The sequence below is a fragment of the Aquabacter sp. L1I39 genome (assembly GCF_017742835.1).
In the GTDB taxonomy this organism is placed as follows: domain Bacteria; phylum Pseudomonadota; class Alphaproteobacteria; order Rhizobiales; family Xanthobacteraceae; genus L1I39.
In genome coordinates, this window is sequence record NZ_CP072392.1 from 13,055 (window position 1) to 39,011 (window position 25,957).

The following is a 25,957-nucleotide window of genomic DNA, read 5'->3' on the forward strand; positions in this document are numbered from 1 at the left end:
AAGGCCGGATCGAGATAAAGATGCGCGCGCCCCGCGCAGGCGGCAAGAGGGCGCAATGCGCGGGGGCGATCAGGGTCTCCAGCGCTGCAAGGTGAGCGCATTGGCGATGACGCTGACCGAGGACAGCGACATGGCCGCCGCCGCCACCATGGGCGAGAGCAGGAGGCCGAAGGCGGGATAGAGCACGCCCGCCGCCAGGGGCACGCCGGCCGCATTATAGGCGAAGGCAAAGAACAGGTTGCGCCGGATGTTCGCCATGGTGGCCCGCGACAGCGAGCGGGCATGGGCGATGCCGGCCAGATCCCCGTTCAGAAGCGTGATGCCGGCGCTCTCCATGGCCACGTCGGTGCCGGAGCCCATGGCGATGCCCACGTCGGCCGCGGCCAGGGCTGGGGCGTCGTTGACGCCGTCGCCCGCCATGGCCACCACATGGCCGGCGGCGCGCAGCGCCTTCACCTTCTCCACCTTGTCCTCGGGCCGCACCTGCGCATGCACCTCGGCGATGCCGAGGCGCTTGGCCACCGCCTGGGCGGTGGTGAGGTTGTCGCCAGTGAGCATGACCACGCGCACCTTGTCGGCTTTGAGCGCCTTGAGCGCTGCGGCGGTGCTGGCCTTGATGGGATCGGCGATGGCCGCAAGGCCCGCCAGCTTGCCGTCCAGGGCGATGAACACCACGGTGGAGCCCGACTGGCGCAGCGCGTCCGCCTCCGCCAGCAGCGGCCGGCAATGCGGGCCGCCTTCGGCGATGAAGCCGGCATGGCCCACGGCCACCGCGGCGCCGTCCACCCGGCCGCGCACGCCGCCCCCTGTGATCGCCTCGAAATCCTGCACGTCGGCGAGATCCAGGTCACGGGCCTTCGCCTCGGTGAGGAAGGCGGCGGCCAGCGGATGCTCGCTGCCCCGCTCCAGGCTCGCAGCGAGCCGGAGCAGGCGGTCCGCATCGCCGTCCAGCGCCCGCATCTCAACGATGCGGGGGCGGCCTTCGGTCAGCGTGCCGGTCTTGTCGACTACGACAATGTCTACCTTCTCCAGGCGTTCCAGGGCCTCGGCATTCTTCACCAGAACACCTGCCTGCGCGCCGCGCCCCACGCCCACCATCACAGACATGGGCGTAGCCAGACCCAGCGCGCAGGGGCAGGCGATGATGAGCACGGAGACGGCGGCGGTGAGCGCATAGGCAAGGCGCGGTTCTGGCCCCACCAGCATCCAGGCGGTAAAGGCGATGAGCGCTGCCGCCACCACGGCGGGCACGAACCAGCCGGAAACGATATCGGCCAAGCGCTGGATGGGCGCCCGCGACCTCTGGGCGGTGGCGACCATCTGCACGATCTGGGCGAGCATGGTTTCCCGGCCCACCTTTTCCGCCCGCATGACGAAGCCGCCAGTGGCAGCCAGCGTGCCGCCGATGACGGGATCGCCGACGCGCTTGGCCACGGGGACGGATTCGCCGGTGACGAGGGATTCATCCAGCGCCCCGCGCCCTTCGGTGAGGACGCCGTCGACGGGCACCTTTTCCCCCGGCCGCACGCGCAAAAGGTTGCCCTTGGCGATCAGGTCGAGGGCCACGTCCTCGTCCGTCCCGTCGGGGCGGACGCGGCGGGCGGTCTTCGGGGCAAGGCCCAGCAGCGCCTTGATGGCGCCCGACGTGCGCTCACGCGCCTTCAGCTCCATCACCTGGCCCAGCAGGACCAGCACGGTGATCACCGCCGCTGCCTCGAAATAGACCGCCACCGCGCCGTCATGGGTCATCAGGCCGTGTGGGAAGAGGCCGGGCAGGAAGGTGCCCACCAGCGAATAGGCATACGCGACGCCCGTGCCGATAGCGATGAGCGTGAACATGTTGAGATGCCCGGTCCGCACCGAGGCGATGCCGCGGGCGAAGAAGGGCTGGCCCGCCCACAGCACCACGGGCGTGGCGAGGGCGAATTGCACATAATTGGACATCTGCTGCGGCAGCAAATGCAGGCCGAACAGGTGCTGGCCCATTTCCAGCACAAAGACTGGCAAGGCGAGCGCCAGGCCGATCCAGAACCGGCGGGTCATGTCCGCCAGTTCTTCATTGGGGCCGTCGTCCAGGCTGACCAGTTCCGGCTCCAGCGCCATGCCGCAGATGGGGCAAGTGCCCGGCCCCACCTGGCGGATCTCCGGATCCATGGGGCAGGTATAGATGGTGCCCTCGGGCACCGGCTCGGCGGGGACGGGCTGGCCGGAGAGATAGCGCGCCGGATCAGCGTCGAACTTGGTCTTGCAGCTGGGATTGCAGAAATAATAGGGCCGCCCCTCGAAGGTGGAGCGGTGCCTGGCTGTGTGCGGGTCCACATCCATGCCGCACACCGGGTCCTTCACCAGATGGCTGGCCGCAGGGGAGGGCGCGTGACCGGCGTGCATATGGTCCGCATGGTCGTGCCCGTGCTGGTGGCCGTGGTCCCCATGCCCGCCGCAGCAGGAGGCGGCTGGCGGCGTCAGGTCCAGAGGCGCGGGGGCGGAGCAGCAGGCATGGCTGGACGGCTCCGGCGTGGTGTCCGGCTTGAGCACCGATCTGTACGCCACCGCCCGGGGGGCGGCGGACAGGTCGAGGGGCGCAGGCGGTGCGCAGCAACCGGCGTGCGGCGCCGGAGCGGAAGTGTGCTCAGCTCCACCGCAGCATCCGCCGTCTTCCTTATGAACGTGCGCCTCGTGCGCGCCAGGCTCTGCCTGGGGCGCCCCGCCGCAGCAATCCGCGCCCGGGGCCGGCTTGGACAGGTCCAGCGGCGCGGGGCTCGAACAGCAGCTGCCATGCCCCTCCGCCGACTGGCCTTTGGCCGGATGGGGCGCGGAAGCGTGCGTGCGGGCGGGGTCGGTCTTGTCTGCCATCATGGCCTCACCACAGGGCAAGGGGAGGGGGGCGTCTTTGCGCTGGCTCAGTTTCCGCGAAAAGAAACCCCACGGGGGTATCTGCTCCCTTGTTTGATATACCCATGGGGGGTATATGGCAAGCATGGGACCCACAGCCAAGACATCCGTTCTGAAACGCCTCAATCGCATCGAAGGGCAGGTGCGCGGCATCGCCAAGATGGTGGAGGAGGACCGCTATTGCATCGATGTGGTAACGCAGATCGCCGCTGTCCGCGCCGCGCTGCGCAAGGCCGAGGAAGAAGTGCTGCGCGACCATGTGGCTCACTGCGTGGAGCACGCCATCCGCTCCGGCAATGCGGAGGAGCAGCGCAAGAAGGTGGCCGAGCTCATGGACGTGCTGGCGCGGACGGAGCGATAAGCCGGCTAAGCAGCGTCCCCCTGCTGAACGGCCGCGCGCCGGTGCGCGTCCTATCCAGATCCGTCAGTCCACGTCCACCCGCCCCCGCCGCAGGCTCTTCACGCTGCCGCGCCGCTCCTTGGCGGCGAGCCGGCGCTCCTTGGAGGCCAAAGTCGGTCGCGTCTTGCGGCGGATGGGGGCCACATAAGCCGCCTCGCGCAGCATCTCCACCAAGCGGTTAATGGCATCCTCGCGATTGCGCTCCTGGGTGCGGTGGCGCTGGGCGTGGATGATGACGACGCCGTCCTGCGTCATCCGGCTGCCCGCGATGGCAGGCAGGCGCGACTTCAACCCCTCGGGCAGGCTGGGGGAGGCCAGTGCGTCGAACCGCAATTGAACCGCGGTGGACACCTTGTTCACATTCTGCCCGCCGGGGCCGGAGGCGCGCACATAGGCGAAGTCCAACTCGTCCTCGTTGAGGGCGATGCGGTGGGTGATCGCGATCATGAGCGCGGCTCGCGGCGGGTCATGCCGTCCACATGCGGCAGCTTGCGTCGCCGCGCAAGGGTGGAGCGCCTCTCGCCCCGCCGTCAGATGGCGTGGCGGTTCGCGCTCGGGCCGAAATGCTCCACATAGCGCGGGCTGATGACGGCGCGGGGCAGGATGACCAGTACGTCGGTGGTGCCGAATTGGTGGTCCACCACGGCGCCGTCGCCCACATAGCCGCCGAGGCGCAGATAGCCCTTCACCAGCGGGGGCAGGGACTGCATGGCCGCCTTCAGGTTGATGTCCTGAGGCGCCATGCGGTTCATGGAGACATAGCGCTGCGGGATGGCGGAGGCCCGCCATTCTTCCGGCGCCAGCGCGTTGTGGTGCAGGAAGGAGAGCGGCAGGGCCAGGGCGGAGGGGTCCGTCCCCTCGAGACTGGCGCAGCCGAACATCACGTCGATGTCGTTGCGCAGGATATAGGTCCAGATGCCGTGCCAGAGCAGCTCCACCGTGCGCTTGTTGCGGTAGGGCTTCAGCACGCAGGAGCGGCCCAGCTCCAGGAACTTCAAGTCCGGATGGGCGTCGACGATGCGGTTCACATCGAACTCGGCCTGGGTGTAGAAACCGCCATGGCGGCGTGCCACGTCCTGGCGCAGCAGGCGATAGGTGCCCACCACCTTGGGCTTCTTGCGCCCGAGGACCATCTTGCCCTCGTCATGGTCCAGCACCAGGATGTGGTCACAAATGGCGTCGAAGGCGTCCATGTCGCGCCGGGCGAGGCGGGCGGGACCGTCCGGCAAGGCGGACATTTCCTCGTAGAACACCTTGTAACGCAGCTTCTGCGCCTTGCGCACGTCGCGGGCGGTGCGGGCAAGGCGCACTTCCAGCGCGCCGAGGCGCCCGAGAACGGCGGGCTCGCCGAGCGCCAGCACTTCGCGATGGCGGATGCCGGAATAGGCCCGCAGGTCGCTGACAAACTTCTGGGAGCCGGGAATGCCGGGAACGCCACCCTGCGCCCAGGCCAGCGGATCGGCGAAACTGACCCGCGCCACGTCTATGCCTTTGCCCAGCAAGGCCGGCAGGTTGAAGGCGGGCTGAAGGTGAGGTTCCGGCACCTGGCGTTTCATGGAGCGACCCCTCCCTGGGCCGTCACGGTCGGCGTTTCAGGCGCTTGCCGCCGCAGACCGAGGCCGGCGGCGTCACCCTTTTCCGCATGACCGTGGACACCACCATAAGATTCATACGCCCATGTGACAATGCGACAGTCACACTTCATCACCTTAGGTAAGGCTGTTGGGAGTACAGCTCTTTTTTGCCCCGTGCGCCAATGTGGCGCCGCGCTCCGGCCGCGTTCACGCTTTTGGAGGAAAAGTCGTGCGATGACAGGGTAAGGCCCGCCGGCGACGGCGGGCGGCATCGCCGCGCCGGGGGCGCGGAGCAACAAGGGGTGATACATGATTGGGATCTCTCGCGGCACCGGTGCCCGGATGCGCGCTACCGCCCTCTCCGCCGCTCTGCTGGGTGGCGTCGTCCTGTTCGGAGCCGAAGAGGCATCGGCCCAGCCGCGCCCCATCCCGTCCAGCGTGACCACGGTGGATGTGCCCGGTGTCGGCCCCATGACCGTGCTGACCTATCAGGCACGCTTCGTCTCCGCCGATCCGGCTGACCGCCGCGTGGTGCTGGAAGGCAATAATGGCAAGCGCTGGTCGGTGGTCGTGCCGCCGCTGTTCGGCGACGTGATGGCCATGGCCAATAGCCGCTCCATTACCGTGCGGGTGCTGCCCGGCACCGTCACCTATCTGGGCAAGGCGCACCAGGGCACGCCCGGCCGCGTCTCGGCCGAAGTGGTGCTGAAGGACGGCCTGCCGGGTTGGCCGCAGGATTTCGGCTTCCGGGAAGTCACCGTCACCAACATCCTGGTCAATATCGACAAGGCCAACGGCACCATCTCCTTCGAGGGGCCGGAAGGCCTGGTGCGCACGGTGAAAGCCGCCAACGCCCAGGTGCTGGCTGACCTCCAGCAGGTGCAACTCGGCGACCTCTGCGAAATCCGCTATTATGAAGGACTCGCGGTGACCGCCAACTATTGACGGCATCGGACCATCGAGGCGCGTCCCGCAGGCGACCGGCCGAGCCCATGGGCCGGGCGCCTGCGATGGCGCCCATCCACCTGCTCCCCGATCTGAACACCGGCCTTTCCAGCCGCCTGTCCTCTTGGGTTCAGGCGGCGGCGCGGATTCGGTCAGCGAGGGCGCGATAGGCGAGCGCCTCCGCCAGATGCTGGCGGCCCAGCGTCTCGGCCCCGGCGAGATCCGCAAGCGTCCGCGCCACCTTCAGCACCCGATGATAGCCCCGCGCCGACAGGTTCATGGCCTGCGAGGCATCGCGCAGCAAAGTTAGGGCCGGTCCATCCGGCACTGCCACCTGATCTAACAGCGGGCCGGAGGCGTGGGCATTCATCGACACGTCCGGGCGGCCCAGCGCTGCATAGCGCTCGCGTTGCACGGCGCGGGCATTGGCGACGCGGGCCGCAACGTCGCGCGAGCTTTCCGAAGGGGCAGGAGAGACCAGGTCGCTCGCCCGCACCGCCGGTACTTCCAGGTGAATGTCGATGCGATCCATGAACGGACCCGAGAGGCGCGCCTGATATTCGTCAGCGCAGCGCGGGCCGCGCTTGCAGGTAAAGCCGGGCTCGCCCGCGCGCCCACACCGGCAGGGATTCATGGCCGCCACCAATTGGAACCGCGCGGGATAGCTCACGCGATGGTTCGCCCGCGCGATCAGAACCTCCCCGGTTTCCAGGGGCTGGCGCAGGGAATCGAGGACCTGGGGCGAGAATTCCGGCAATTCGTCCAGGAACAGCACGCCGTGATGGGCGAGCGACACCTCGCCCGGCCGCGCCTTCATGCCCCCGCCCACCATGGCGGCCATGCTGGCGGAATGGTGGGGCGCGCGAAACGGGCGCCGGTCCATCAGGGCGCCGTCCTCGATGGCGCCGGCCACCGAGGCGATCATGGACACGTCGAGCATTTCGGCGGGCGAAAGCGGCGGCAGGATGGAGGGCAGGCGCTGGGCCAGCATGGACTTGCCGGCGCCGGGCGGGCCCACATAGAGGAGATTGTGACCGCCGGCTGCCGCCACTTCCAGCGCCCGGCGGGCGGTTTCCTGCCCCTTCACGTCCTTCAGGTCCGGAAGGCCCTGGACGCCCGAGCGCATGCGCGGGTCCGGCCGGGACAGGATCTGACGGCCGGTGACGTGATTGGCGAACTGGATCAGGCTGTCAGGGGCGAGGATCGCCATGTCCGGGCTGGCCCAGGCCGCTTCTGCGCCGCAGGCGGCGGGGCAGACCAGGCCATGGCCGCGCGCATTGGCGCCGATGGCCGCCGGCAGCACGCCCGCCACCGCCGCGATGGTGCCGTCGAGGCCCAGTTCCCCCACCACCGTGAAGCCGGAAAGGCTATCGGAAGGGATGGCGCCAATGGCCGCCATCAAGCCAAGCGCGATGGGCAGGTCATAGTGGGAGCCTTCCTTGGGCAAATCGGCGGGGGCGAGGTTCACGGTGATGCGCCGCGCCGGCAAGGCAAGGCCGGAGGCGATGAGGGCGGCGCGCACACGTTCCTTGGCCTCGGTCACCGCCTTGTCGGGAAGACCTACAATGGTGAAGGCGGGCAATCCCGCCGCCACATGCACCTGCACGTCCACGGGCCGCGCGTCCACGCCCGCGAAGGCCACCGTCGCTACCCGCTGGATCACGCCCCCCTCCCGTCCGTGCCCACATCCCAAGGTTGCTCAGCGTAACCCGCCACCGCCCGCGACACAAGAACGAAATGGGAACGTTGGTCATTCGCAGGGCTGCGGCAGCCCATCGTGGTGGCACGATGAGTGGCCCTGCGCATGGCGGATGTGGGAGGTGTGCGGCGCCGGTGCTTGCCCCCGTCCCGGAACGGGCGCATGAGGGACATTGCCTTAATCACGCAATGAAAACGGCGTCCGGGAGATCACCATGAGCACGAACAGCGCCGATGTCCGCGGCATCCAGGCCCTGGTGGAAAGCCAGTTCGGCCCCCAGGCGGCGGCCTATGTGACCAGCGCGGTCCATGCTAGCGGCGAGGATTTGTCGGCGCTGGCCCAGGCGGTGGAGGGCAAGGCTTTTGGCGCCGCGCTGGACCTGGGCTGCGGTGGCGGCCATGTGAGCTTCACCCTCGCCCCCCATGTGGGCCAGGTGACGGCCTATGACCTCTCCTCCGACATGCTGGGCGCGGTGGCGGCCGAGGCGGGCCGGCGCGGGCTTTTGAACATCACCACGCAGGTGGGCTTTGCCGAGGCGCTGCCCTTCTCCGACGGCGCCTTCGATCTCGTCGCCTCCCGCTACAGCGCCCATCACTGGTCGGACGTGCCGGCGGGCCTCGCCGAGGCGCACCGCGTGCTGAAGCCCGGCGGCACCGCCATCTTCATGGATGCGGTGGCACCCGCCCATCCGCTGCTGGACACCTTCCTCCAGGCGGTGGAATTGCTGCGCGACCCCTCCCATGTGCGCGACTATTCGGTGGCCCAGTGGAAGGCCATGGCGGAGCAGGCGGGCTTCAAGGTGAAGCGTGTGGAAGCCCGGCGCATCCGGCTGGAATTCCAGCCCTGGGTCACGCGCATCCGCACGGACGCGCTCCATGTGGACGCCATCCGCTCGCTCCAGGCCCTGGCGGCGGACCTGGTGCGCGATCACTTCGCCATCGAGGAGGACGGCTCCTTCATGCTGGACAATGCCAGCCTGACGCTCTCGCGCGCCTGACGGAGCCTAGCTCTTCTTCTCCAGGAGCAGGTGGCCCTGCTTCTGGATCATGTCCTTGGCCTTCTGCGCCATCATCTGGAGGAACCAGGGCAGTTCCACGCTCAGATGCACGGCATCCTCTGCCACGTTCATCTCGCCCTGCGCCTTCTGGCCGAGCACGGCGATGCGGAAGGCGAGGTGACTGTCGGTCCAGGTCTCTTCCTCCACCACCAGCTTGTCGGCGAAGCGACCGCGCACGGAGGTGAGGCCCTTCTGGAGGCGCCGTGTGGCCTCGTCCTTGCCGAGGCGGTGGGGGATGGAGACGGTGAGCGGTTGGGCCATGCTTCAGCTTTCCATGCGGGCGCCCTGCTGCGCGCTTGAACAACGCGCGGGCGCCGGTCCGGTTCAGGGGGCGATGGGGCGGCTCAGGCCGCCCGGCGCTTGTCCTCGATATTGTCCCAGATCTGCGCGGCGATGTCGGGGCCGCCCAGGCGCTTGATGGCGCGCAGGCCCGTGGGGGAGGTGACGTTAATCTCGGTGAGGTTGCCGGCGATCACGTCGATGCCCACGAACAAAAGCCCCCGCTCGCGCAGGGCCGGGCCGATGCGGGCGCAGATTTCCAGCTCGCGGTCGGTGAGGTCGGTGGGCCGGGCGGCGCCGCCGCGCACCATGTTGGAGCGCAGGTCGCCCTCGGAGGGCACGCGGTTCACCGCGCCCGCCGCCTCGCCATCCACCAGGATGATGCGCTTGTCGCCATGCTTCACCTCGGGCAGGAAGCGCTGGATCACCCAGGGCTCGCGGAAGGTGGCGGCGAAGAAGTCATAGAGCGAGCCGAAATTCAGGTCATCGGCCGTCAGGCGGAAGACGGCGGCCCCGCCATTGCCATAAAGCGGCTTCATCACCACGTCGCCAAACTCGGCCCGGAACGCCTTGATCTCGGCAAGGTCGCGCGTGATCAGGGTGGGCGGCATCAGATCCGGGAAGTGGGTGACGAAGATCTTCTCCGGCGCGTTGCGCACATGAGCGGGATCGTTCACCACCAGGGTCTTGGGGTGGATGCGCTCCAGCAAGTGCGTGGTGGTCACATAGGCCATGTCGAAGGGCGGATCCTGGCGCAGCAGCACCACGTCATAATCGGAGAGCGCCACCCGGCGTTTCTCGCCCAGTTGGAAATGGGCGCCGGCCTCGTCCTTGACCGTCAGCGGCTCGACGGTGGCGTACACCGTGCCGTCGCGCATGGCCAATTGGTCGGGCGTATAGTGGACGAGGCTGTGGCCGCGCTTCTGGGCTTCCAGCAGCAAGGCGAAGGTGGAATCGCCGGCGATGTTGATGCGGGCGATATGGTCCATCTGGACCGCGACCTGAAGGGTCATAAGGGATCTCCGGCGAGCGCCAGGGAGGAAGGTTCCCCCTATCTATAGCCGCGAACCGCCCGCCGCCAGAGCGGGGGCTTTTCGTCGCTTCAGAAGCTCGCGTCGAACGCCCCGGGCACATGTTCCATCTCGCCGGCAGTGGTCATCAGCACCGCGTCGAAGCGCATGTTGAGGGCGGCAAGCTCGGGATGATCAGCGAGATAGGCTTCGGCGGCGGCGGCGATGCGGCGGCGCTGGCGGGGCAGGAGGGATTCGCCGGCGGTGGCCAGGTCCGCCCGCACCTTCACCTCGCAGAAGACCAGGAGATCGCCCAGCCGGGCGATGAGGTCCACTTCGCCCGCCTTGGTGCGCACCCGCCGGGCGAGAATCTCGAAGCCCAGGGCCACCAGGCGCTCCGCCGCCTTGTCCTCCGCCTGGAGCCCACGGGCATAGGTGCGGGCGGCGTGGGCGGTGGTGCGGGCCGGCGAGTGGGGCGGCTTGGGGCCGGTCGGTTTGGGCGTTGCCGGGCGGCGGTCAGCCATCGCTGTCCTCCGGCCCGCGCGTCAGGGCGAGGGCGCGGGCATAGACGTCGCGCTTGGGGCGGCCGGTGAGGGCGGTCACGGCGGCCACCGCATCCTTCAGGGAGTGGTCGGCGAGCGCGGTGCGGAGCGCGCTGTCCACGTCCGTATCGCCGGCGGCCTCTTCCAAGGGCGGGCCAATGACGAGCACGATCTCGCCCTTGGGCGGGCCGGCCTCGGCATAATGGGCGGCAAGTTCGGGGAGCGTGCCCCGGCGCACTTCCTCGAAGGCCTTGGTCAGTTCCCGGCACACCGCCGCCCGGCGGGCGCCGAGGCCCTCGGCGAGGTCGGCGAGACTTTCGGGCAGGCGGGGGCCAGTTTCATAAAGGATGAGGGTGGCGGGGAAGGCCTTCAGTTCAGCGATGCGCCCGGCCCGCTGGCCGGCCTTGGGCGGCAGGAAGCCGTCGAACAGGAAGCGATCCGTGGGGAGGCCCGCCGCCACGAGGGCGGCCAGGAGCGCGGAGGCGCCGGGCAAGGGATGGATGCGGTGGCCGGTCTGCGCGGCCTCCACCACCAGCTTGAAGCCGGGGTCTGACACGAGTGGCGTGCCGGCGTCGGATATCAGCGCCACCGCCTCGCCGGCCGCAAGGCGGGCCAGCAGGCGGGGGCGCATGCTGGCGCCATTATGGTCGTGATAGGGCACGAGCGGCGCCTCGATGCCGTAGCGGTCCAAGAGGCGGCGGGACATGCGGGTGTCCTCGCAGGCGATCACGTCGGCCCCGGCCAGGGTCTCCAGGGCGCGCAGCGTGATGTCGCCCAGATTGCCGATGGGGGTCGCCACCACGTGCAGGCCGGGCGCGAGGCGGGCGGCGGGCAGGCGGGTGCCGGCGATGACATAGGCGCGCGGACGGTCGGGCGCGGGAGGCGAGGCGTTCATGGGCCGCCTTATAGCAGATCCCAGCGCCCGCCCGCCCGTCCAATCCGCGCCTTCTCAGGAGGCGATCTTCTCCACCGGCTCGCCGCTCTTCGTCCTCACCGGGATGGTGAGGTAGTGCACGCCATTGGCCGAGGCCGGCGGGAACTTGCCGGCGCGGATGTTCACCTGGATGGAGGGCAGGAGCAGCACGGGCGCGGCCAGCTTGGCATCGCGGGTGGTGCGCATGGCGACGAAATCCTCCTCGCTCACCCCCTCGCGCACATGCACATTGGCGGCGCGCTGCTCGGCCACGCTGGTCTCCCAGGCATAGGTGTCGCGTCCGGGCGCCTTGTAGTCATGGCACATGAAGAGGCGGGTTTCCGGCGGCAAGGCCAGCAGCTTGCGGATGGAGCCATAGAGCTGGCGGGCATCGCCGCCGGGGAAGTCGGCGCGGGCGGTGCCGTAATCGGGCATGAAGAGGGTGTCGCCCACGAACACCGCATCGGTGATCTTGTAGGACACGTCGGCCGGCGTATGGCCGGGCGTATAGAGCACCTCGGCGGTGAGCGATCCGATGGCGAAGTGCTCTCCGTCCTTGAACAGGTGGTCGAAATCGCTGCCGTCGGTCTTCAGGTCGGTGGCGTTGAAGACCGGCCGGAAGATGCGCTGCACGTCGACAATGTGGTCGCCGATGCCGATCCGCGCGCCGGTCTTGCCCTTGATATAGGGCGAGCCGGACAGATGGTCCGCATGGGCGTGGGTCTCCAGCGTCCAGACGATGCGGTAGCCCGCCTCAATGGCGGCGGCGAGGATGGCATCCACCGAGCGCGTGTCCACGGTGCCGGCCTTGTGGTCATAGTCCAGCACCGGGTCGATCACCGCCGCATCCCCGGTGGCGGGGTCCGCCACCAGATAGCTGATGGTGTTGGTGGGCTCGTCGAAGAAGGCCCGGATCACCGGCTTTGTCTCAGCGGACATGGCATTCGCGGACATGGCGTTCATCTCCTGCTTGCGGGTTGGACGGGGTGGCCGGGCCCGGGTTTTCCCCGGTCCCGCACCCCGAATGCATTTGACAAAGTTAGCGTGTTTTTTTAATTTAGCAATATATGAAATACTAAAATAAAAGACGCAGATGACCCATTCCCCGTTGCGATGCGCCGTCCCGGTTCCCGACTTTGCCGCTCGCGCCATCCCCAAGACACAAGGCCTCCGGCCATGATCTCCCTGCTGCAACTGATGCTCGGCCTTTTGGCCGGAACGCTGGTTGGCTTTTCCCTGGGCCTGGTGGGTGGGGGAGGGTCGGTGCTGGCGGTGCCGCTTCTCGTCTATTTCGTCGGCCTCCATGATCCGCATCTGGCCATCGGCACCAGCGCCGTGGCGGTGACGGTGAATGCGGCGCTCTCGTTGGCTGCCTATGCCCGCGCGGGACAGGTGAAGTGGCCGTGCTCGCTGACCTTCGCCACCGCCGGCATCCTCGGCGCCTTCGTCGGTTCCACCCTGGGCAAGGCCACCAATGGGCAGCACCTGCTCGCCTTGTTCGCAGTGGTGATGATGGTCATCGCCCTCGTCATGCTGAAACGCCGGGGCGCGGCCGGAGATCCGGCGGTGCGGCTGTCGCGGGAATCGTTTCCGCGCGTGGTGGGGGTCGGCATGGGGAGCGGGGCGCTCTCCGGCTTCTTCGGCATTGGTGGCGGCTTCCTGATCGTGCCGGGGCTCGTCATCTCCACCGGCATGCCCATGCTGAATGCGGTGGGCTCCTCTCTGGTGGCGGTGACCGCCTTCGGCCTGACCACCTCCGCCAATTATGCCCTGTCGGGCCTCGTCTCCTGGCCACTGGCGGCCATGGTTGTGGGCGGCGGCACGGCGGGAAGCCTCGTCGGCATGCGCCTGTCCAAGGTGCTGGCGGGTCAGAAGGGCCGGCTGAACGTGGCCTTCGCCGTCATCGTCTTCTCGGTGGGCCTTTATGTGCTGGCGCGCAGCCTGATCGGCTGAAGTTGATCGGCGCGCGGCGCCCCTCTCTCGCCAAATGGCCGCAGGGGCGGTATGCGTGGACCCCACGCACAAGCGCCCCAGCCAGAGGGAGAAGAACGGGTGGACGATCTCGCGCATGGTTCGGTTCGCGTCACGCGCGAGGGACTGGACACCGAAAGCCTCTCTTCTTCCCGCCGCACCTTTCTCATCCGGACGGCGCAACTGGGGGGCTCCGTGGCGAGCGCTGCGCTGCTTGCGGCCTGCGCCGGCGACATGGGCTCCAGGCCCACGCCGCCACCCAGCGCCGCCGAACTGGCGGCTCCCGTCGCCGCCCAGCCCATTTCCTCCGGCCCGCCCGTGGCGCTCATCCTGCCTTTGGGCGCCCAGGGCAATGCGGCGGCGGTGGGCCAGTCCATGCGCAATGCCGCCGAGCTCGCCTTGGCGGAGACCGGTCAGCCGCCCATCACCTTGCTGGTGAAAGATGATGGCGGCACCAGCCAGGGCGCCCGCGCGGCGGCCGAGGCGGCGGTGAACGAGGGCGCGCGGATCATTCTGGGGCCGCTCTTTGCCCATTCGGTGGGTGCGGCGGGGCAGGTGGCGCGGGCGCGCGGCATTCCCGTCATCGCCTTTTCCACCGACACCAATGTGGCCACTGCCGGCGTGTATCTCCTGAGCTTCCTGCCACAGAGCGATGTGGACCGCATCGTCCGCTATTCCGCCTCCCAGGGCCGGCGCTCCTTCATCGGCCTCATTCCCGACAATGCCTATGGTGCGGTGGCGGAAGGCGCGTTGCAGCAGGCGGCCTCGGCCGCCGGCGGGCGCGTGGTGGCGCTGGAGCGCTATTCCATGGATGCGAACCGCCTCGGCAATGCGGTGCGCAAGGTGGCCGCCGCCGCCGGGCAGGCGGATGCGGTCTTCATTCCCGACACCGCAGACAATGTGCCCCAGGTGGTGCAGCAATTGGCGGCCGCCGGGGTGGACCTGAAGAAGGTGCGCCCGCTGGGCACAGGCCTTTGGGACGATCCGCGCCTTTTCTCCAATCCGCAGATGGACGGCGCGCAGTTCGCCGGCGCCGACGCCAATGGCTGGCGCTCCTTCTCCCAGCGCTATCGCGGTCGCTACGGCACCGATCCCGTGCGCACGGCCACCTTGTCCTATGATGCGGTGTCCCTCGTCTCCGCAATCGTCCGGTCCCAGGGCGCGGAGGGCCTCACCGACGTGACGCTCACCAACCCTTCCGGCTTCAACGGCGTGGACGGCATCTTCCGCTTCCGCCCCGATGGCACCAATGAGCGGGGCCTGGCGGTGATGGAGATCAAGGCCGGCAGCGTCCAGGTGGTGAGCCCGGCGCCGCGCAGCTTCTGAGGCGCGATCCATCCGCGGCGGGCGCGGATCGCTGGGGTTTCCCCTGTTGGTCCTGCGTCCATGCTGGTGCTCCATCCCGCGCCTTTCGCTCCCTCCCGCCTTTTGCCCCCTCCCTATCCCTCCCCCGCTTTGCGGGAGAGGGGACTTTGGTGCGCCCGGTCGGGGCGGTGGCTCTGGCCGCGATGGGCGTCCGTCATCCCAACCTCTCCCCCGGCGGAACCGGCCCCCTCTCCCGCAAAGCGGGGGAGGGTTGGGGAGGGGGAATGGCGGACGGTGAAGCGTCCTCTTCCCCCAGTCTGCGCCCAGCCGCTGGCTCTTTGCCCCCTCCCTCTCCCTCCCCCGCGTTGCGGGAGAGGGGACTTTGGTGCGCCCGGTCGGGGCGGTGGCTCTGGCCGCGATGGGCGTCCGTCATCCCAACCTCTCCCCCGGCGGAACCGGCCCCCTCTCCCGCAAAGCGGGGGAGGGTTGGGGAGGGGGAATGGCGGACGGTGAAGCGTCCTCTTCCCCCAGTCTGCGCCCAGCCGCTGGCTCTTTGCCCCCTCCCTCTCCCTCCCCCGCGTTGCGGGAGAGGGGACTTTGGTGCGCCCGGTCGGGGCGGTGGCTCTGGCCGCGATGGGCGTCCGTCATCCCAACCTCTCCCCCGGCGGAACCGGCCCCCTCTCCCGCCGAACCAGCCGCTGAACTCGCGGCCGCAGCCCGTCGTTGATGGGCGGTTTATAGGACCCCACTTTCAGGGTGTCAACACGGGCTTCGCCGAAAAAATGAACGTGGCATGACGGAAAATGCCGAAAAGTTCGGCGGCTCAAGGGTTCGCGCTGTGGATGACGTGTGGTTTTTTGGGCAGCTCCCCTGGCCAAGGGGCAAGGTTTGCAGGGAGAATCGAAATTTACGGCCCTGCTTTTGAGACCCTTCCACGTCCCGCCGGTTCCATCTGGCGGGCCGTTCCCCCATCCGCGGAGATTGCCGTGGCGATCCGGCCCCTCGTCTTCTTTCCTGATCCGCGACTTCGCCTCCCGGCGGTGCCCGTCACCGCGTTTGACGACACGCTTCGGCGCTTGGCGGAGGACCTGCTCCATACGGTGCGGGCCGCTCCTGGCATCGGCATCACCGCGCCGCATGTGGGCGAGTTGGTGCGTCTCGTTGTGCTGAACCTTGGATCCGGTGATCCCGTTCGCATGCTCGCCAACCCGCGGGTGCTGGCTGTGTCCGGGGACCTTGTGAGCCATACCGAGGGATCCATCTCCATGCCCGGCATCGCCGAAGAGGTGGAGCGACCGGCGCAAGTGCGGGTCGCCTACCAGGATCTTGACGGGGCGGCGCAGGAAATTACAGCGGATGGCCTGCTTGGCGTCTGCCTCCAGCATGAGATCGACCAGTTGGATGGCATCTTTTGGCTGCAGCGCCTGTCACGCCTGAAGCGGGATCGGGCAGTGAAGCGATTTGCCAAGCTCCAGGTGCGGTGAGGAGCCGTCGCTTAACCATGCTTGGCGAAAGTCCGCTTCGCCCCGCCATATCCCGGCCTTTGCGTGCGCCGGGTGCCGTGCGAAAAGAAGGGATGCCTGTCATCTATCTTGCCGGTCCGGAGGTTTTCCGGCCCGATGCCCTTTCCGAGGGCGAACGTCTAAAGGCCCTCTGCACGGCAGCCGGGCTGTCTGGCCTTTATCCCCTTGACGGTGCCCCGCCCGAGGGGGAAACGGCCGTTGCCATCCGGTCCCGCTGCATAGCCGGAATAGAGCGGGCGGATGCCCTTGTCGCCAACATCTCCCCCTTCCGGGGTGCCCATATGGATCCCGGTACGGCCTGGGAGATCGGCTATGCCCAGGCACGAGGAAAACGCGTGCATCTATGGTCGGCGGACACGCGCGCCATGCGCGAGCGCGTTGCCGCCATATGCGGTTCGGACGGCTGGCGTGACGAAAACGGGCATCTGGTTGAGGATTTCGGGCAGACGGAAAATCTCATGATCTGCGGTCCGGATGCGGTGGTGCATGACAGCCCGGAGGCCGCCATTGCGGCGGCAGCGGAGGGCCTCGTGCATCCGGCGCCGGTGCGGGCCATCACCCGGTTGGATTTGGCGTTCAAGGTCGGCGTGGCCATGCTGATCGCAGCGGCGGCGAGTTTCATTGTGCCGCGGCTGATCGGCTGGTAGGCGCGGCGTCTGACCGTGGCATCTCACGGCGTCTGAAGTGCGGTCGCGCCGGGCGTCGTCACGGCCCATTTCCGGGCGATGGCTTCCGCATTCTTGCGCTCCTCAGGCGTGAGGGAAGAGACCACCCCGTCCAGATAGACATCGCCCAGCCCGCGACTCTTAGCCAGGAGGTGCCAGCTTGCCGCTGCCGGCTTGTCCTGCGGCACCCCACGCCCCACGGAAAGCAACCGCGCATAGCGGTTCTGGGCAATGGCATTGCCGCCTAGGGCTGCCTTGCGGAACAGCAGAGCAGCAGCCTGCTCGTCCTTGGGCACGCCATCTCCGTTGAACAGGGCGATGGCCAGTTCCACCTGGGCCGTCACATGGTCCTGCAGGGCAGCCGCAGCCAGCAGGCGAATGCCTTCCGGCTTGTTGGGTGGCACCCCATTGCCCTCGCGCAGCAGCACGGAGAGGGCGTATTGGGCATCGGAGACGCCCGCGTCGGACGCCTGCTTGAACCAAGTCGCGGCAGTGCCCATTTCCGGCGGCACCCCGCGCCCCTGGAGATAGAGCAGGCCCAGATTGTAGGCGGCGGCAGCATGGCCCTTGCGCGCGGCCTTCTCGAACCAGCTGGCAGCCTCGATGTCGCTCTGCGGCACGCCCTGGCCGGTCAGGCTCGCCATGCCCAAGGCGAACATGGCGTTGGTGTCGCCTTCGCCCGCCGCACGACGATAGTAGTCGGCGGCCTTGGTCGGGTCATAGGGCACGCCAAAGCCGCGGGAATAGAGTTCGCCCAGAAGCGTCAGCGCCGCCGGGTCATTGCCGGCCTGCAGGCGCTTCACCGCCTCCTGCGCTGCCGTAATGTAATGGCCAGCCTGATAGGCGCCGAAGGCGACGTCGCCCTTAGCCGGGCCCGTGGCGGAGGGGGCACCGGCCAGATTGGGCAAGGTGGACTTGGCCGCAAGCGGAATCGTTGCGGCGCTGGATACGCCTGGTACGTGCGGCAAAGTGGGGTAGGGAGAAGGCGGGGGCTGGATGGCCTGGCTCTGCACGGGGGTACCGGGCGCCTTGTCCGCGTCAGGTGCCGTCTGCGCTCGCGCGGGGGCGCTGAGACAAGGCAGCGCCAGGACAAGCGCCACCACCAGCAGCGATGGCGGGCGGGAAAGCGTGAAAAGGCACCCGGTCATGGCACCGCCTGCGCCGCGCGGGCAGCCACTGCCACCGCCGCATCCATCCGGGCGACCATGGCGGCGGCTTCCCGATCCAAGAGCCAAACACCCGACAGCGCCACGAAGTCCGCGCCTGCCTGTGCCAGGGCCGCCGCCTGATCCTCGGTTTCGGCCACGCCCACGCACGGCACCTCGAACAGGTCCGCCCACCAGCGAACAAGCTCCAACGTCTCGTTAAAAGGCAAGCCGGCATCGCCGAACAGCACATAGTCGGCCCCGCCCTCCCCCGCCTCCATGGCAGAATGGCGGGTGGTGAGGCCACCGGCGCCCGCGATGAAGTCAGGCTTCAGGCGCTTGACCGCCGCCTGGAAGGCGGGCTGGCCCCGCACGTGCGCGCCATCGGCACCCGACTCCGCCACCATTTCAGGCAACCCTTCCAGCAGCAAGGCAGCGCCTGCCGCCTGGACCGGGCCGGCCAAGGCGGCGAGGCGGCGGGATTCGTTCGGCAGCGGATTGGCGCCGGAGCGCGTGTCCGTCTGCGCCACCACGGCGGCCACGTCCCCCGCAGCCACCAGCGACGCGACGTCATCCGGTGACAGGGCGGCGGGCAGAACCAGCATCAGCCGGGCCCGATCTTCAGGCGATGTGTTCGTCATGGGTCGTGCGCGATCCGCGTCCTGCTGCCGATGCCGGAATCGATGGAGCATCCATCCTTCCGCTTCCTATAGAGCCAGAGCCCGCGGGGCTCCAGAGCATGCTCCATCGGGCGACAGGAAGCCGGCGAAAACGCGGCAGGCTTTTTTGGCGACCGGAGTGGCGACGCCTGTGGGCAAAAAGAAGCCCGCCGTGCCAGAGGCGCGGCGGGCCGGCTTATGGGAGGGTGCGGGGCGCCAGCCGAAGCCGGCGCCGCCGAAATCACGCCGCCTTCTTTTCCTCGGTCGCCGACCACTGGCCGAGCGCGGCCAGCGAGTTCATGCGCGCGCGGTGCGTAAAGGCGGCCTGGGCGGCGGCCACGTTCTCGGCCTTGCCGGACCACGCCTTCTGCGGGGCGGCCTGGAGGGCGCGGCCATAGGAATAGGTGAGCTTCCAGGGCAGGCCGCCCAGCTTCACCATGGCGTCGAGGTGGGCGGTGGCCTCCTCGTCGGACTGGCCGCCGGAGAGGAAGGCGATGCCGGGCACGGAGGACGGCACGCAGGCCTTCAGCACGCGCACGGTCTTCTCGGCCACTTCCTCGACCGAGGCCTTCTTGGCGGACTTCTTGCCCGGCACGATCATGTTGGGCTTCAGCACCATGCCCTCGAGGCGGACGCGTTGGTAGTACAGCTCCTCGAAGACGGTCTTCAGCGTCCACTCGGTGACCGCATAGCAACGCTCAATGTCATGGTCGCCGTCCATGAGGACTTCCGGCTCCACGATCGGGACGATGTTGTTTTCCTGGCAGAGCGCCGCATAACGGGCCAGCGCATGGGCATTGGCGCGGATGGCGGTATAGCTGGGGATGTCGGCGGCGATGTCGATCACGCCCCGCCACTTCGCGAAGCGGGCGCCCAGCTTGTAATATTCCTTCAGCCGGCCGCCGAGGCCGTCGAGCCCCTCGGTAATGGTCTCGCCGGGGCAGAAGGCCAGGGGCTTGGCACCCGCATCCACCTTGATGCCGGGGATGGAGCCGGCGGCGGTGATGAGGTCCACCAGGGGAGTGCCGTCCTTGGCCTTCTGGCGGATGGTCTCGTCGAACAGGATCACGCCGGAGATATAGTCCTGCATGGCCGCGCTGGTGCGGAACATCAGCTCGCGATAGTCGCGGCGATTGTCCTCGGTGTTCTGAACACCGATGGCGTCGAAGCGCTTCTGGATGGTGCCGGTGCTCTCGTCAGCGGCCAGGATGCCCTTGCCGTCAGCCACCATCTTCTGCGCGATCGCGTCGAGCTCAGCAGCACTCATCTGTCTTCACCCCTCTGTTGGGAAACCGGGCCGCAGCCCGTTCGATTTCAAGTCTGATCAGGATCAAACGGAAGTCTCAGCGCCGCAGCGCCTCGACCCCCGGCAGGGCCTTGCCCTCGAGCCATTCCAGGAAGGCGCCGCCCGCCGTGGACACGTAGGAGAAGTCTCCCGCCGCGCCGGCATGGTTGAGCGCCGCCACTGTGTCACCGCCCCCGGCAACCGAGAGCAGGCGCCCGGCCTTGGTGGCTTCCGCCACCGCCTGCGCCACCGCGACCGTCGCAGCATCGAAGGGCGGCAGCTCGAAGGCGCCGAAGGGGCCGTTCCAGACCACCGTCTTCACCTGGCCGAGCTTCTCCTTCACGCGAGCCACCGTCGCCGGGCCGGCATCGAGGATCATCTCGTCCGCCTTCACCTCGTCGAGGCCGACCACGCGATGGGGGGCATGCGCCTTGAACTCGGTGGTCACCACCGCATCCACGGGCAGGATGATCTCGCAGCCGCGCGCGGCCGCCTTTTCCATGATGTCGCGGGCGGTGGCGGCGAGATCGTGCTCGCACAAGGACTTGCCGACCCCGTGGCCCTGCGCCGCGAGGAAGGTGTTGGCCATGCCGCCGCCAATGACGATCACATCCACCTTCGCGGTGAGATTGCCGAGCAGTTCCAGCTTGGTGGACACCTTGGCACCGCCCACCACCGCGAGCACCGGACGCTCGGGCGCTTCCAGCGCCTTGGTCAGGGCATCGAGCTCGGACTGCATGGAGCGCCCGGCAAAGGCCGGCAGCTTATGGGCCAGCCCCTCGGTGGAGGCATGGGCGCGGTGGGCAGTGGAGAAGGCATCGTTCACATAGAGGTCGCCCAGCTGGGCGAGCTCGGACACGAAGTCCGGCGCGTTCTTTTCCTCGCCCGCATAGAAACGGGTGTTTTCCAGCAGCAGCACGTCGCCATTGGCGAGGCCGTCGACCGCCTTGCGGGCCTCGGGGCCGACGCAATCGTCGAAGAAGTTCACCGGCCGGCCGAGGCGCGCGGAGAGCGCCGGCACAACGGAGGCCAGGGACTGGCTGGCATCGCGACCCTTAGGCCGGCCGAAATGGGCGAGCAGAATGGCCCGCCCGCCCTTTTCGGAAATGGTGCGCAAGGTGGGGAGGATCGCCTGGATCCGGGTGTCGTCGGTGACGCGCCCGCCGTCCATGGGCACGTTCAGGTCCACCCGGACCAGGACGCGCTTGCCGGCGAGATCGGCGTCATCGAGGGTGCGGAAAGCGGTCATGATGGCGCCCTCCCCGTCCGATCAACCGAGCTTGCCGAGGGCGACCGCGGTGTCGGACATGCGGTTCGAGAAGCCCCACTCGTTATCATACCAGGACATGACGCGCACCAACGTACCATCCATGACCTTGGTCTGGTCCATGTGGAAGGTGGACGAGTGGGGGTCGTGGTTGAAGTCGATGGAGACGTTGGGCTGCTCCGTATAGCCCAGCACGCCCTTCAACTCGCCCTCGGCCGCCGCCTTGATGGCTGCGTTGATCTCGGCGACCGTGGTCGAGCGCTTGGCCACGAACTTCAGGTCGATGACCGAGACGTTCGGGGTGGGCACGCGGATGGACACGCCGTCCAGCTTGCCGTTCAGTTCGGGCAGGACGAGGCCCACCGCCTTGGCGGCGCCGGTGGAGGTGGGGATCATGGACAGGGCCGCCGCGCGGGCGCGGTAGAGGTCCTTGTGCACCTGGTCCAGCGAGGGCTGGTCATTGGTGTAGGAGTGCACGGTGGTCATGAAACCGCGCTCGATGCCAACCGCGTCATTCAGCACCTTGGCCACGGGGGCGAGGCAATTGGTGGTGCAGGAGGCGTTGGACACCACCACATGGTCGGCGGTGAGCTTCTGGTGGTTCACGCCATAGACGACCGTGATGTCGGCGCCATCGGCAGGGGCCGATACGAGCACGCGGCGGGCGCCGGCGGTCAGATGGGCCGAGGCCTTGTCCTTGGAGGTGAAGATGCCCGTGCATTCCAGCGCGATGTCGACGCCGAGATCCTTGTGGGGGAGCTGGGCGGGATCGCGCACGGCGGTGACCTTGATGCGGTTCTCGCCGATCACGAGCGTGTCGCCATCCACCGTCACGGTGGCGGGGAAGCGGCCGTGCACGCTGTCGAAGCGCAGGAGATGGGCATTGGTCTCGACCGGGGCGAGGTCGTTGATGGCCACCACCTGGATGTCGGTGCGCCCCGATTCGATGATGGCGCGCAGCACGTTGCGCCCGATGCGACCGAACCCGTTGATGGCCACCTTCACCGTCATGTCTTCCTCCATGCGCCAGCCCTCAAGGCCGGCCGTCCGATTATCGATCCCGCGGGCGCATCTGGCGCGCCCCTCTCACATGCGAAAGCGGCCGGAGCCCGAAGGCCCGGCCGCCTCTTGAACCTCAGTCCTGCTTCAGCTGCGCCAGCGCAGCATCGGCAACCGCCTCCGGCGTAATGCCGAAATGCTTGAAAAGTTCCTTGGCCGGGGCGCTCGCCCCGAAGCTCGACATGCCGATGAAGGCCGCATCCGAGCCGATGATGGCGTCCCAGCCCATGCGGATGGCGGCCTCCACGCCCACCTTGGCGGGCGCGGTGCCGATCACGGCGGCGCGCTCGGAAGCGGGGCGGGCGAGGAACAGCTCGAACGAGGGCACCGACACCACGCGGGTGGGCACGCCCTTGTCCTCCAGGAGCTTGCGCGCGGCCATGGCGAGCGAAACCTCGGAGCCGCTGGCGAACAGCGAGACCTGCGCCTCCCCGGAGGCAGGGGCGATCTCATAGGCGCCTTCGGCGACGCGGTTGGCCGCATCCGCCTGCCGCAGGATCGGCAGGTTCTGGCGCGAGAGAATGAGCGCGCTCGGCCGTTCCTTGGCGTTCAGCGCGATCTCCCAGCACTCGGCGGTCTCCACCGTGTCGCAGGGACGCAGCACCAGGAGGCCGGGAATGGCACGCAGCGCCGCCAGGTGCTCCACCGGCTGATGGGTGGGGCCGTCTTCGCCCAAGCCGATGGAATCGTGGGTGAGCACATGGATGACCCGCTCGCCCATGAGCGCCGCGAGGCGGATGGCGGGGCGGGAATAATCGGAGAACACCAGGAAGGTGCCGGAATAGGGAATGACGCCGCCATGGAGGGCGAGGCCGTTCATGGCCGCGGCCATGCCGTGCTCGCGCACGCCCCAATGCACGAAGGTGCCGGAGAAGTCGTCGGGGGTGACGGACATCTGACCCTTGGCGCGGGTGTTGTTGGAGCCGGTGAGATCGGCCGAGCCGCCGAGCATTTCGGGCACCGCCACCGTGATGGCGTCCAGCGTGATCTCGGAGGACTTGCGGGTGGCGACCGCGCCGCCCTCGGCAGCCGCCTTTTCCTTCACCGCGCGGATGGCGGCGGCGAGCGCCTGCGCCGGCAGCTCGCCGGCGATGCGACGCAGGAACTCGGTCTTCTGGTCGGCGGGCAGGGCCTCCACGCGGCTTTCCCACTCGGCGCGCGCAGAAGCGGCGCGGGCGGTCGCCTCGGCCCAGGCCTGCGCCACGTCTGCGGGAATCTCGAACGCGCCGGCTTCCCAATTCAGCGCCTTGCGGGTGGCCTCGATCTCGGCGGCGCCCAATGGCGAGCCGTGGGACTTCTCGGAGCCGGCCTTGGCAGGCGAGCCAAAGCCGATGGTGGTGCGGCAGGCGATCAGGCTCGGCGTGCCGGTGGCTTTGGCGGCGACGATGGCGGCGAAGATGGCATCCGGATCATGGCCGTCCACGCGGGTCACGTCCCAGCCCGAGGCGGCAAAGCGCGCCAATTGGTCGGTGGAGCCGGACAGCGAGGTGGCGCCGTCGATGGAGATGCGGTTGTCGTCCCACAGGACGATCAGCTTGCCGAGCTTTAGGTGGCCGGCGAGCTCCACCGCTTCCTGGCTGATGCCTTCCATGAGGTCGCCATCGGAGGCGAGCACGTAGGTGTGATGGTCCACCACTTCGGCGCCGAAGCGGGCGGCCATCAGGCGTTCGCCCATGGCAAATCCCACCGCGGTGGCGATGCCCTGGCCTAGCGGCCCAGTGGTGGTCTCGATACCGGTGGTGACGAAATTCTCAGGATGGCCAGGGGTGAGCGAACCGAGCTGGCGGAAGCGCTTCAACTCCTCAATGGTCACGTCCTTGAAGCCGGTCAGGTGCAACAGCGCATAAAGCAGCATGGAGCCGTGGCCGGCGGACAGGATGAACCGATCGCGGTCCGCCCATTTGGGGGCGGAGGGATCGAACTTCAGAACCTTGGAGAACAGCACCGTGGCGATGTCGGCCGCCCCCATGGGCAGGCCCGGATGGCCGGAATTGGCGGCCTCGACCGCATCCATGGCAAGGAACCGGATGGCGTTGGCCATGCGGTCATGCTGAGTTCGGCTGGCCATTCGGAACTTGTCTCCGGCGCGCACGCGCGCTTTGTGCACCACGAGAAGGGGCGCGGCCGGTCCGGCCATGCCCCAGCGGCGGCAGTGATAGCAGCGCCGCTCGGGGTGTCAAACGCAGTGCGAGGCGAACGTCAAGTGCATCTTTTCGCTTCATGCCGCGCCGCGGCGTCCCGCATTGCGCCGCAGCGTGGCATTTCAGCCTGACCTCAACGGCTTGCGGTGCCGAGCAGGGTCCTCAGGCTCTCCCGCGCTCCGTCCCACTGCACGTCAGCTATGCGCCATCCATTGGCTGTCATGACCAATTTGTAGGTGATGAGCTTGGGCTCGTCGAAATTCAGAAAGCGGGCGGTCACCGTCGCCTCCTTGGGGCTGATGGCGGTGGTGGCGAGCGAGACCTTGTCGATCTCGAAGTCCTGCCCGTCCACGAAGGGGTCGAAGTCGAGCCGGGGTTCGGCCCGCTTTCCGTCCGCCACCAACAGCTTCGCCAAGGCCGCGTCGAAATAGGCCTTTGTGGTTGAGGCTGCTGTATAGTCAAAAGGGATGAGCCGCTCGGGCTCCGTCTCCAGATAATGCTTGTAGATGTCGCGGACCACCATGTCGGGCGCGCCACCCGAGGCTGGGGCCGCCACCGCCGCAAGCGGCGGCACGGTGATGAGAAGGGCGCCGAGGAGCGCCGCCATCATCAGGCCCCAGGGTGCGAAAAGCACCCGAACCGCCCGTCCCCAGCCGTCCACACCCCGAACCTTGTGCAGGACCACGCGCCTCTCCACGTCCCATCTCCCCGTCAACGGCCTGCCGGACATAGGTTTCCCGCCGACCCCACCGCCGACGGCCCCTCCCATGCGTCGACCGCAATGCTGCTCCGCACGGATTAAGGATCATTTATGCGTTGACAAGTATGAACAACTGGTCGCTTCGGCCTCGACTCGGATACACTTCACGCCATGTATGCTCTGAAGCACCGCGCCCCGGACCCCAGTCCGATCGAAGCTGCCACCCAGCGGCTGCACGCCGCGCTGGACGCGCTGACCGCGGCGCTGGATCGGCGCAAGGACATGGATCGCCATCAGGAAGCCCTGCTGGCCCAGCTTCACGCCATGAGCAATGACCGCGCCCGGCTCGCCGCCGAGCTGGATGCTGCCCGCGAGGAGTCGCAAGCCCTCGGCGAAGTCGGCCAGGAGGTGGGCCGTCGGCTCGACGTGGCCATGGGCACCATCCGCGACGTGCTCGCCACCCACGGTGGATGAATATGGCCCAGGTGAGCGTCAACATTGCGGGCCGTCACTACCGGATGGCGTGTGACGAGGGTCAGGAAGAACACCTGATGCGCCTCGCCAAGGACATTGACAGCCGCATCGGCCAGTTGCGCACCGCCTTCGGGGAAATCGGCGACCAGCGGCTCACCGTCATGGCGGCGGTGACCATCGCTGACGAATTGTACGAAGCCCGTGCCCGCATCCGCGCGCTGGAGAGCGACCTGGAAGGCCAGCGCGATGCCCGCGCCTCCGCCCTCGCCCGCCTGGAAGCGGGCGAAGAGGCCGTCGCCCGCACCATCGACGAGGTGGCCGAACGCTTGGAACGCCTCGCCCGCGACATTTCCCCCGCGCCCGTCACCACCATCGGGATGGGCTGAGCGCGGCACCCGCACCAGGCCTTCCCTTTGTCGGCCGGCAAATTGCGGGGACGTGACCTCCTCTCC

General features: G+C 68.3%; 25 protein-coding genes. 9 read left to right on the top strand and 16 right to left on the bottom strand.

Annotated elements, in window-relative coordinates; genetic code table 11:
- Positions 1-69: 69 nt before the first annotated feature.
- On the bottom strand, positions 70-2,388 hold the full coding sequence (locus J5J86_RS00080) for a heavy metal translocating P-type ATPase (RefSeq protein ID WP_247658357.1): 2,319 nt from the start codon (positions 2,386-2,388) through the stop codon (positions 70-72).
- 589 nt (positions 2,389-2,977) lie between these two features.
- On the opposite strand from J5J86_RS00080, the gene J5J86_RS00085 reads away from it, so the two are divergent.
- A complete protein-coding gene (locus tag J5J86_RS00085; protein WP_425532455.1) occupies positions 2,978-3,253 on the top strand; it encodes a metal-sensitive transcriptional regulator in 276 nt (91 codons plus the stop codon).
- 63 nt (positions 3,254-3,316) lie between these two features.
- Here the strand turns inward: J5J86_RS00085 and arfB are convergent, their stop codons facing one another.
- Together arfB and J5J86_RS00095 are read right to left on the bottom strand one after the other, a co-directional pair.
- Positions 3,317-3,739: an alternative ribosome rescue aminoacyl-tRNA hydrolase ArfB gene (gene arfB, locus J5J86_RS00090; RefSeq protein WP_209102898.1), complete on the bottom strand. Its 423-nt coding sequence runs from the start codon at positions 3,737-3,739 to the stop codon at positions 3,317-3,319.
- An 83-nt stretch (positions 3,740-3,822) separates the two neighbouring features.
- Positions 3,823-4,848 carry a GNAT family N-acetyltransferase gene (locus tag J5J86_RS00095; RefSeq protein ID WP_209102899.1) on the bottom strand — a complete coding sequence of 342 codons (1,026 nt, stop codon included), beginning with the start codon at positions 4,846-4,848 and terminating at the stop codon, positions 3,823-3,825.
- Between the two features lie 327 nt (positions 4,849-5,175).
- On the opposite strand from J5J86_RS00095, the gene J5J86_RS00100 reads away from it, so the two are divergent.
- On the top strand, positions 5,176-5,811 hold the full coding sequence (locus J5J86_RS00100) for a hypothetical protein (protein WP_209102900.1): 636 nt from the start codon (positions 5,176-5,178) through the stop codon (positions 5,809-5,811).
- Between the two features lie 130 nt (positions 5,812-5,941).
- Here the strand turns inward: J5J86_RS00100 and J5J86_RS00105 are convergent, their stop codons facing one another.
- Positions 5,942-7,474: a YifB family Mg chelatase-like AAA ATPase gene (locus J5J86_RS00105; RefSeq protein ID WP_209102901.1), complete on the bottom strand. Its 1,533-nt coding sequence runs from the start codon at positions 7,472-7,474 to the stop codon at positions 5,942-5,944.
- Positions 7,475-7,724: 250 nt separating this feature from the next.
- Here J5J86_RS00105 and J5J86_RS00110 point away from each other — a divergent pair, with 250 nt between their 5' ends.
- Positions 7,725-8,507, top strand: coding sequence for a class I SAM-dependent methyltransferase (locus tag J5J86_RS00110; protein WP_209102902.1), 783 nt, complete (start codon positions 7,725-7,727; stop codon positions 8,505-8,507).
- 6 nt (positions 8,508-8,513) lie between these two features.
- Here J5J86_RS00110 and J5J86_RS00115 read toward each other — a convergent pair whose 3' ends face one another.
- The 5 genes from J5J86_RS00115 to J5J86_RS00135 form a co-directional block, all read right to left on the bottom strand.
- Positions 8,514-8,828: a polyhydroxyalkanoic acid system family protein gene (locus J5J86_RS00115; protein ID WP_209102903.1), complete on the bottom strand. Its 315-nt coding sequence runs from the start codon at positions 8,826-8,828 to the stop codon at positions 8,514-8,516.
- Between the two features lie 83 nt (positions 8,829-8,911).
- Positions 8,912-9,859: a glutathione synthase gene (gshB, locus tag J5J86_RS00120; RefSeq protein ID WP_209102904.1), complete on the bottom strand. Its 948-nt coding sequence runs from the start codon at positions 9,857-9,859 to the stop codon at positions 8,912-8,914.
- A gap of 89 nt (positions 9,860-9,948) precedes the next feature.
- Positions 9,949-10,380 (bottom strand): YraN family protein, encoded by a 432-nt coding sequence (locus J5J86_RS00125; protein ID WP_209102905.1) that lies wholly within the window; start codon positions 10,378-10,380, stop codon positions 9,949-9,951.
- On the bottom strand, positions 10,373-11,293 hold the full coding sequence (gene rsmI / locus J5J86_RS00130; RefSeq protein ID WP_209102906.1) for a 16S rRNA (cytidine(1402)-2'-O)-methyltransferase: 921 nt from the start codon (positions 11,291-11,293) through the stop codon (positions 10,373-10,375). The genes J5J86_RS00125 and rsmI overlap by 8 nt, the downstream gene beginning before the upstream one ends.
- A gap of 54 nt (positions 11,294-11,347) precedes the next feature.
- Positions 11,348-12,265 carry an MBL fold metallo-hydrolase gene (locus J5J86_RS00135; protein WP_446698648.1) on the bottom strand — a complete coding sequence of 306 codons (918 nt, stop codon included), beginning with the start codon at positions 12,263-12,265 and terminating at the stop codon, positions 11,348-11,350.
- Positions 12,266-12,487: 222 nt separating this feature from the next.
- Here J5J86_RS00135 and J5J86_RS00140 point away from each other — a divergent pair, with 222 nt between their 5' ends.
- The 4 genes from J5J86_RS00140 (at position 12,488) to J5J86_RS00155 (ending at position 16,757) form a co-directional block, all read left to right on the top strand.
- Positions 12,488-13,264 (top strand): sulfite exporter TauE/SafE family protein, encoded by a 777-nt coding sequence (locus J5J86_RS00140; protein WP_209102907.1) that lies wholly within the window; start codon positions 12,488-12,490, stop codon positions 13,262-13,264.
- Between the two features lie 99 nt (positions 13,265-13,363).
- Positions 13,364-14,608 (top strand): penicillin-binding protein activator, encoded by a 1,245-nt coding sequence (locus J5J86_RS00145; protein WP_247657815.1) that lies wholly within the window; start codon positions 13,364-13,366, stop codon positions 14,606-14,608.
- Between the two features lie 965 nt (positions 14,609-15,573).
- Positions 15,574-16,071 carry a peptide deformylase gene (locus J5J86_RS00150; protein WP_209102909.1) on the top strand — a complete coding sequence of 166 codons (498 nt, stop codon included), beginning with the start codon at positions 15,574-15,576 and terminating at the stop codon, positions 16,069-16,071.
- Between the two features lie 92 nt (positions 16,072-16,163).
- Positions 16,164-16,757: a nucleoside 2-deoxyribosyltransferase gene (locus tag J5J86_RS00155; RefSeq protein WP_209102910.1), complete on the top strand. Its 594-nt coding sequence runs from the start codon at positions 16,164-16,166 to the stop codon at positions 16,755-16,757.
- 23 nt (positions 16,758-16,780) lie between these two features.
- Here J5J86_RS00155 and J5J86_RS00160 read toward each other — a convergent pair whose 3' ends face one another.
- The 7 genes from J5J86_RS00160 to J5J86_RS00190 all read right to left on the bottom strand — a co-directional run bounded on the left by J5J86_RS00160 (position 16,781) and on the right by J5J86_RS00190 (position 25,016).
- Complete coding sequence (locus J5J86_RS00160; protein ID WP_209102911.1) at positions 16,781-17,923, bottom strand: tetratricopeptide repeat protein; 1,143 nt, start codon at positions 17,921-17,923, stop codon at positions 16,781-16,783.
- Entirely contained in the window at positions 17,920-18,561 is a 642-nt protein-coding gene (locus tag J5J86_RS00165) for a thiamine phosphate synthase (protein WP_209102912.1), read from the bottom strand. The genes J5J86_RS00160 and J5J86_RS00165 overlap by 4 nt, the downstream gene beginning before the upstream one ends.
- A 259-nt stretch (positions 18,562-18,820) precedes the next feature.
- On the bottom strand, positions 18,821-19,846 hold the full coding sequence (locus J5J86_RS00170) for a class I fructose-bisphosphate aldolase (protein WP_209102913.1): 1,026 nt from the start codon (positions 19,844-19,846) through the stop codon (positions 18,821-18,823).
- Positions 19,847-19,922: 76 nt separating this feature from the next.
- Positions 19,923-21,113 carry a phosphoglycerate kinase gene (locus tag J5J86_RS00175; RefSeq protein ID WP_209102914.1) on the bottom strand — a complete coding sequence of 397 codons (1,191 nt, stop codon included), beginning with the start codon at positions 21,111-21,113 and terminating at the stop codon, positions 19,923-19,925.
- 21 nt (positions 21,114-21,134) lie between these two features.
- Complete coding sequence (gene gap / locus J5J86_RS00180) at positions 21,135-22,142, bottom strand: type I glyceraldehyde-3-phosphate dehydrogenase (protein WP_209102915.1); 1,008 nt, start codon at positions 22,140-22,142, stop codon at positions 21,135-21,137.
- A gap of 124 nt (positions 22,143-22,266) precedes the next feature.
- A complete protein-coding gene (gene tkt / locus J5J86_RS00185) occupies positions 22,267-24,258 on the bottom strand; it encodes a transketolase (protein WP_247657819.1) in 1,992 nt (663 codons plus the stop codon).
- Positions 24,259-24,464: 206 nt separating this feature from the next.
- Entirely contained in the window at positions 24,465-25,016 is a 552-nt protein-coding gene (locus J5J86_RS00190; RefSeq protein WP_209102917.1) for a DUF3828 domain-containing protein, read from the bottom strand.
- Positions 25,017-25,202: 186 nt separating this feature from the next.
- Here J5J86_RS00190 and J5J86_RS00195 point away from each other — a divergent pair, with 186 nt between their 5' ends.
- Both J5J86_RS00195 and J5J86_RS00200 read left to right on the top strand, forming a co-directional pair.
- Entirely contained in the window at positions 25,203-25,505 is a 303-nt protein-coding gene (locus J5J86_RS00195) for a DUF4164 family protein (RefSeq protein ID WP_209102918.1), read from the top strand.
- 2 nt (positions 25,506-25,507) lie between these two features.
- Positions 25,508-25,891 carry a cell division protein ZapA gene (locus J5J86_RS00200; RefSeq protein ID WP_209102919.1) on the top strand — a complete coding sequence of 128 codons (384 nt, stop codon included), beginning with the start codon at positions 25,508-25,510 and terminating at the stop codon, positions 25,889-25,891.
- Positions 25,892-25,957 lie beyond the last annotated feature (66 nt).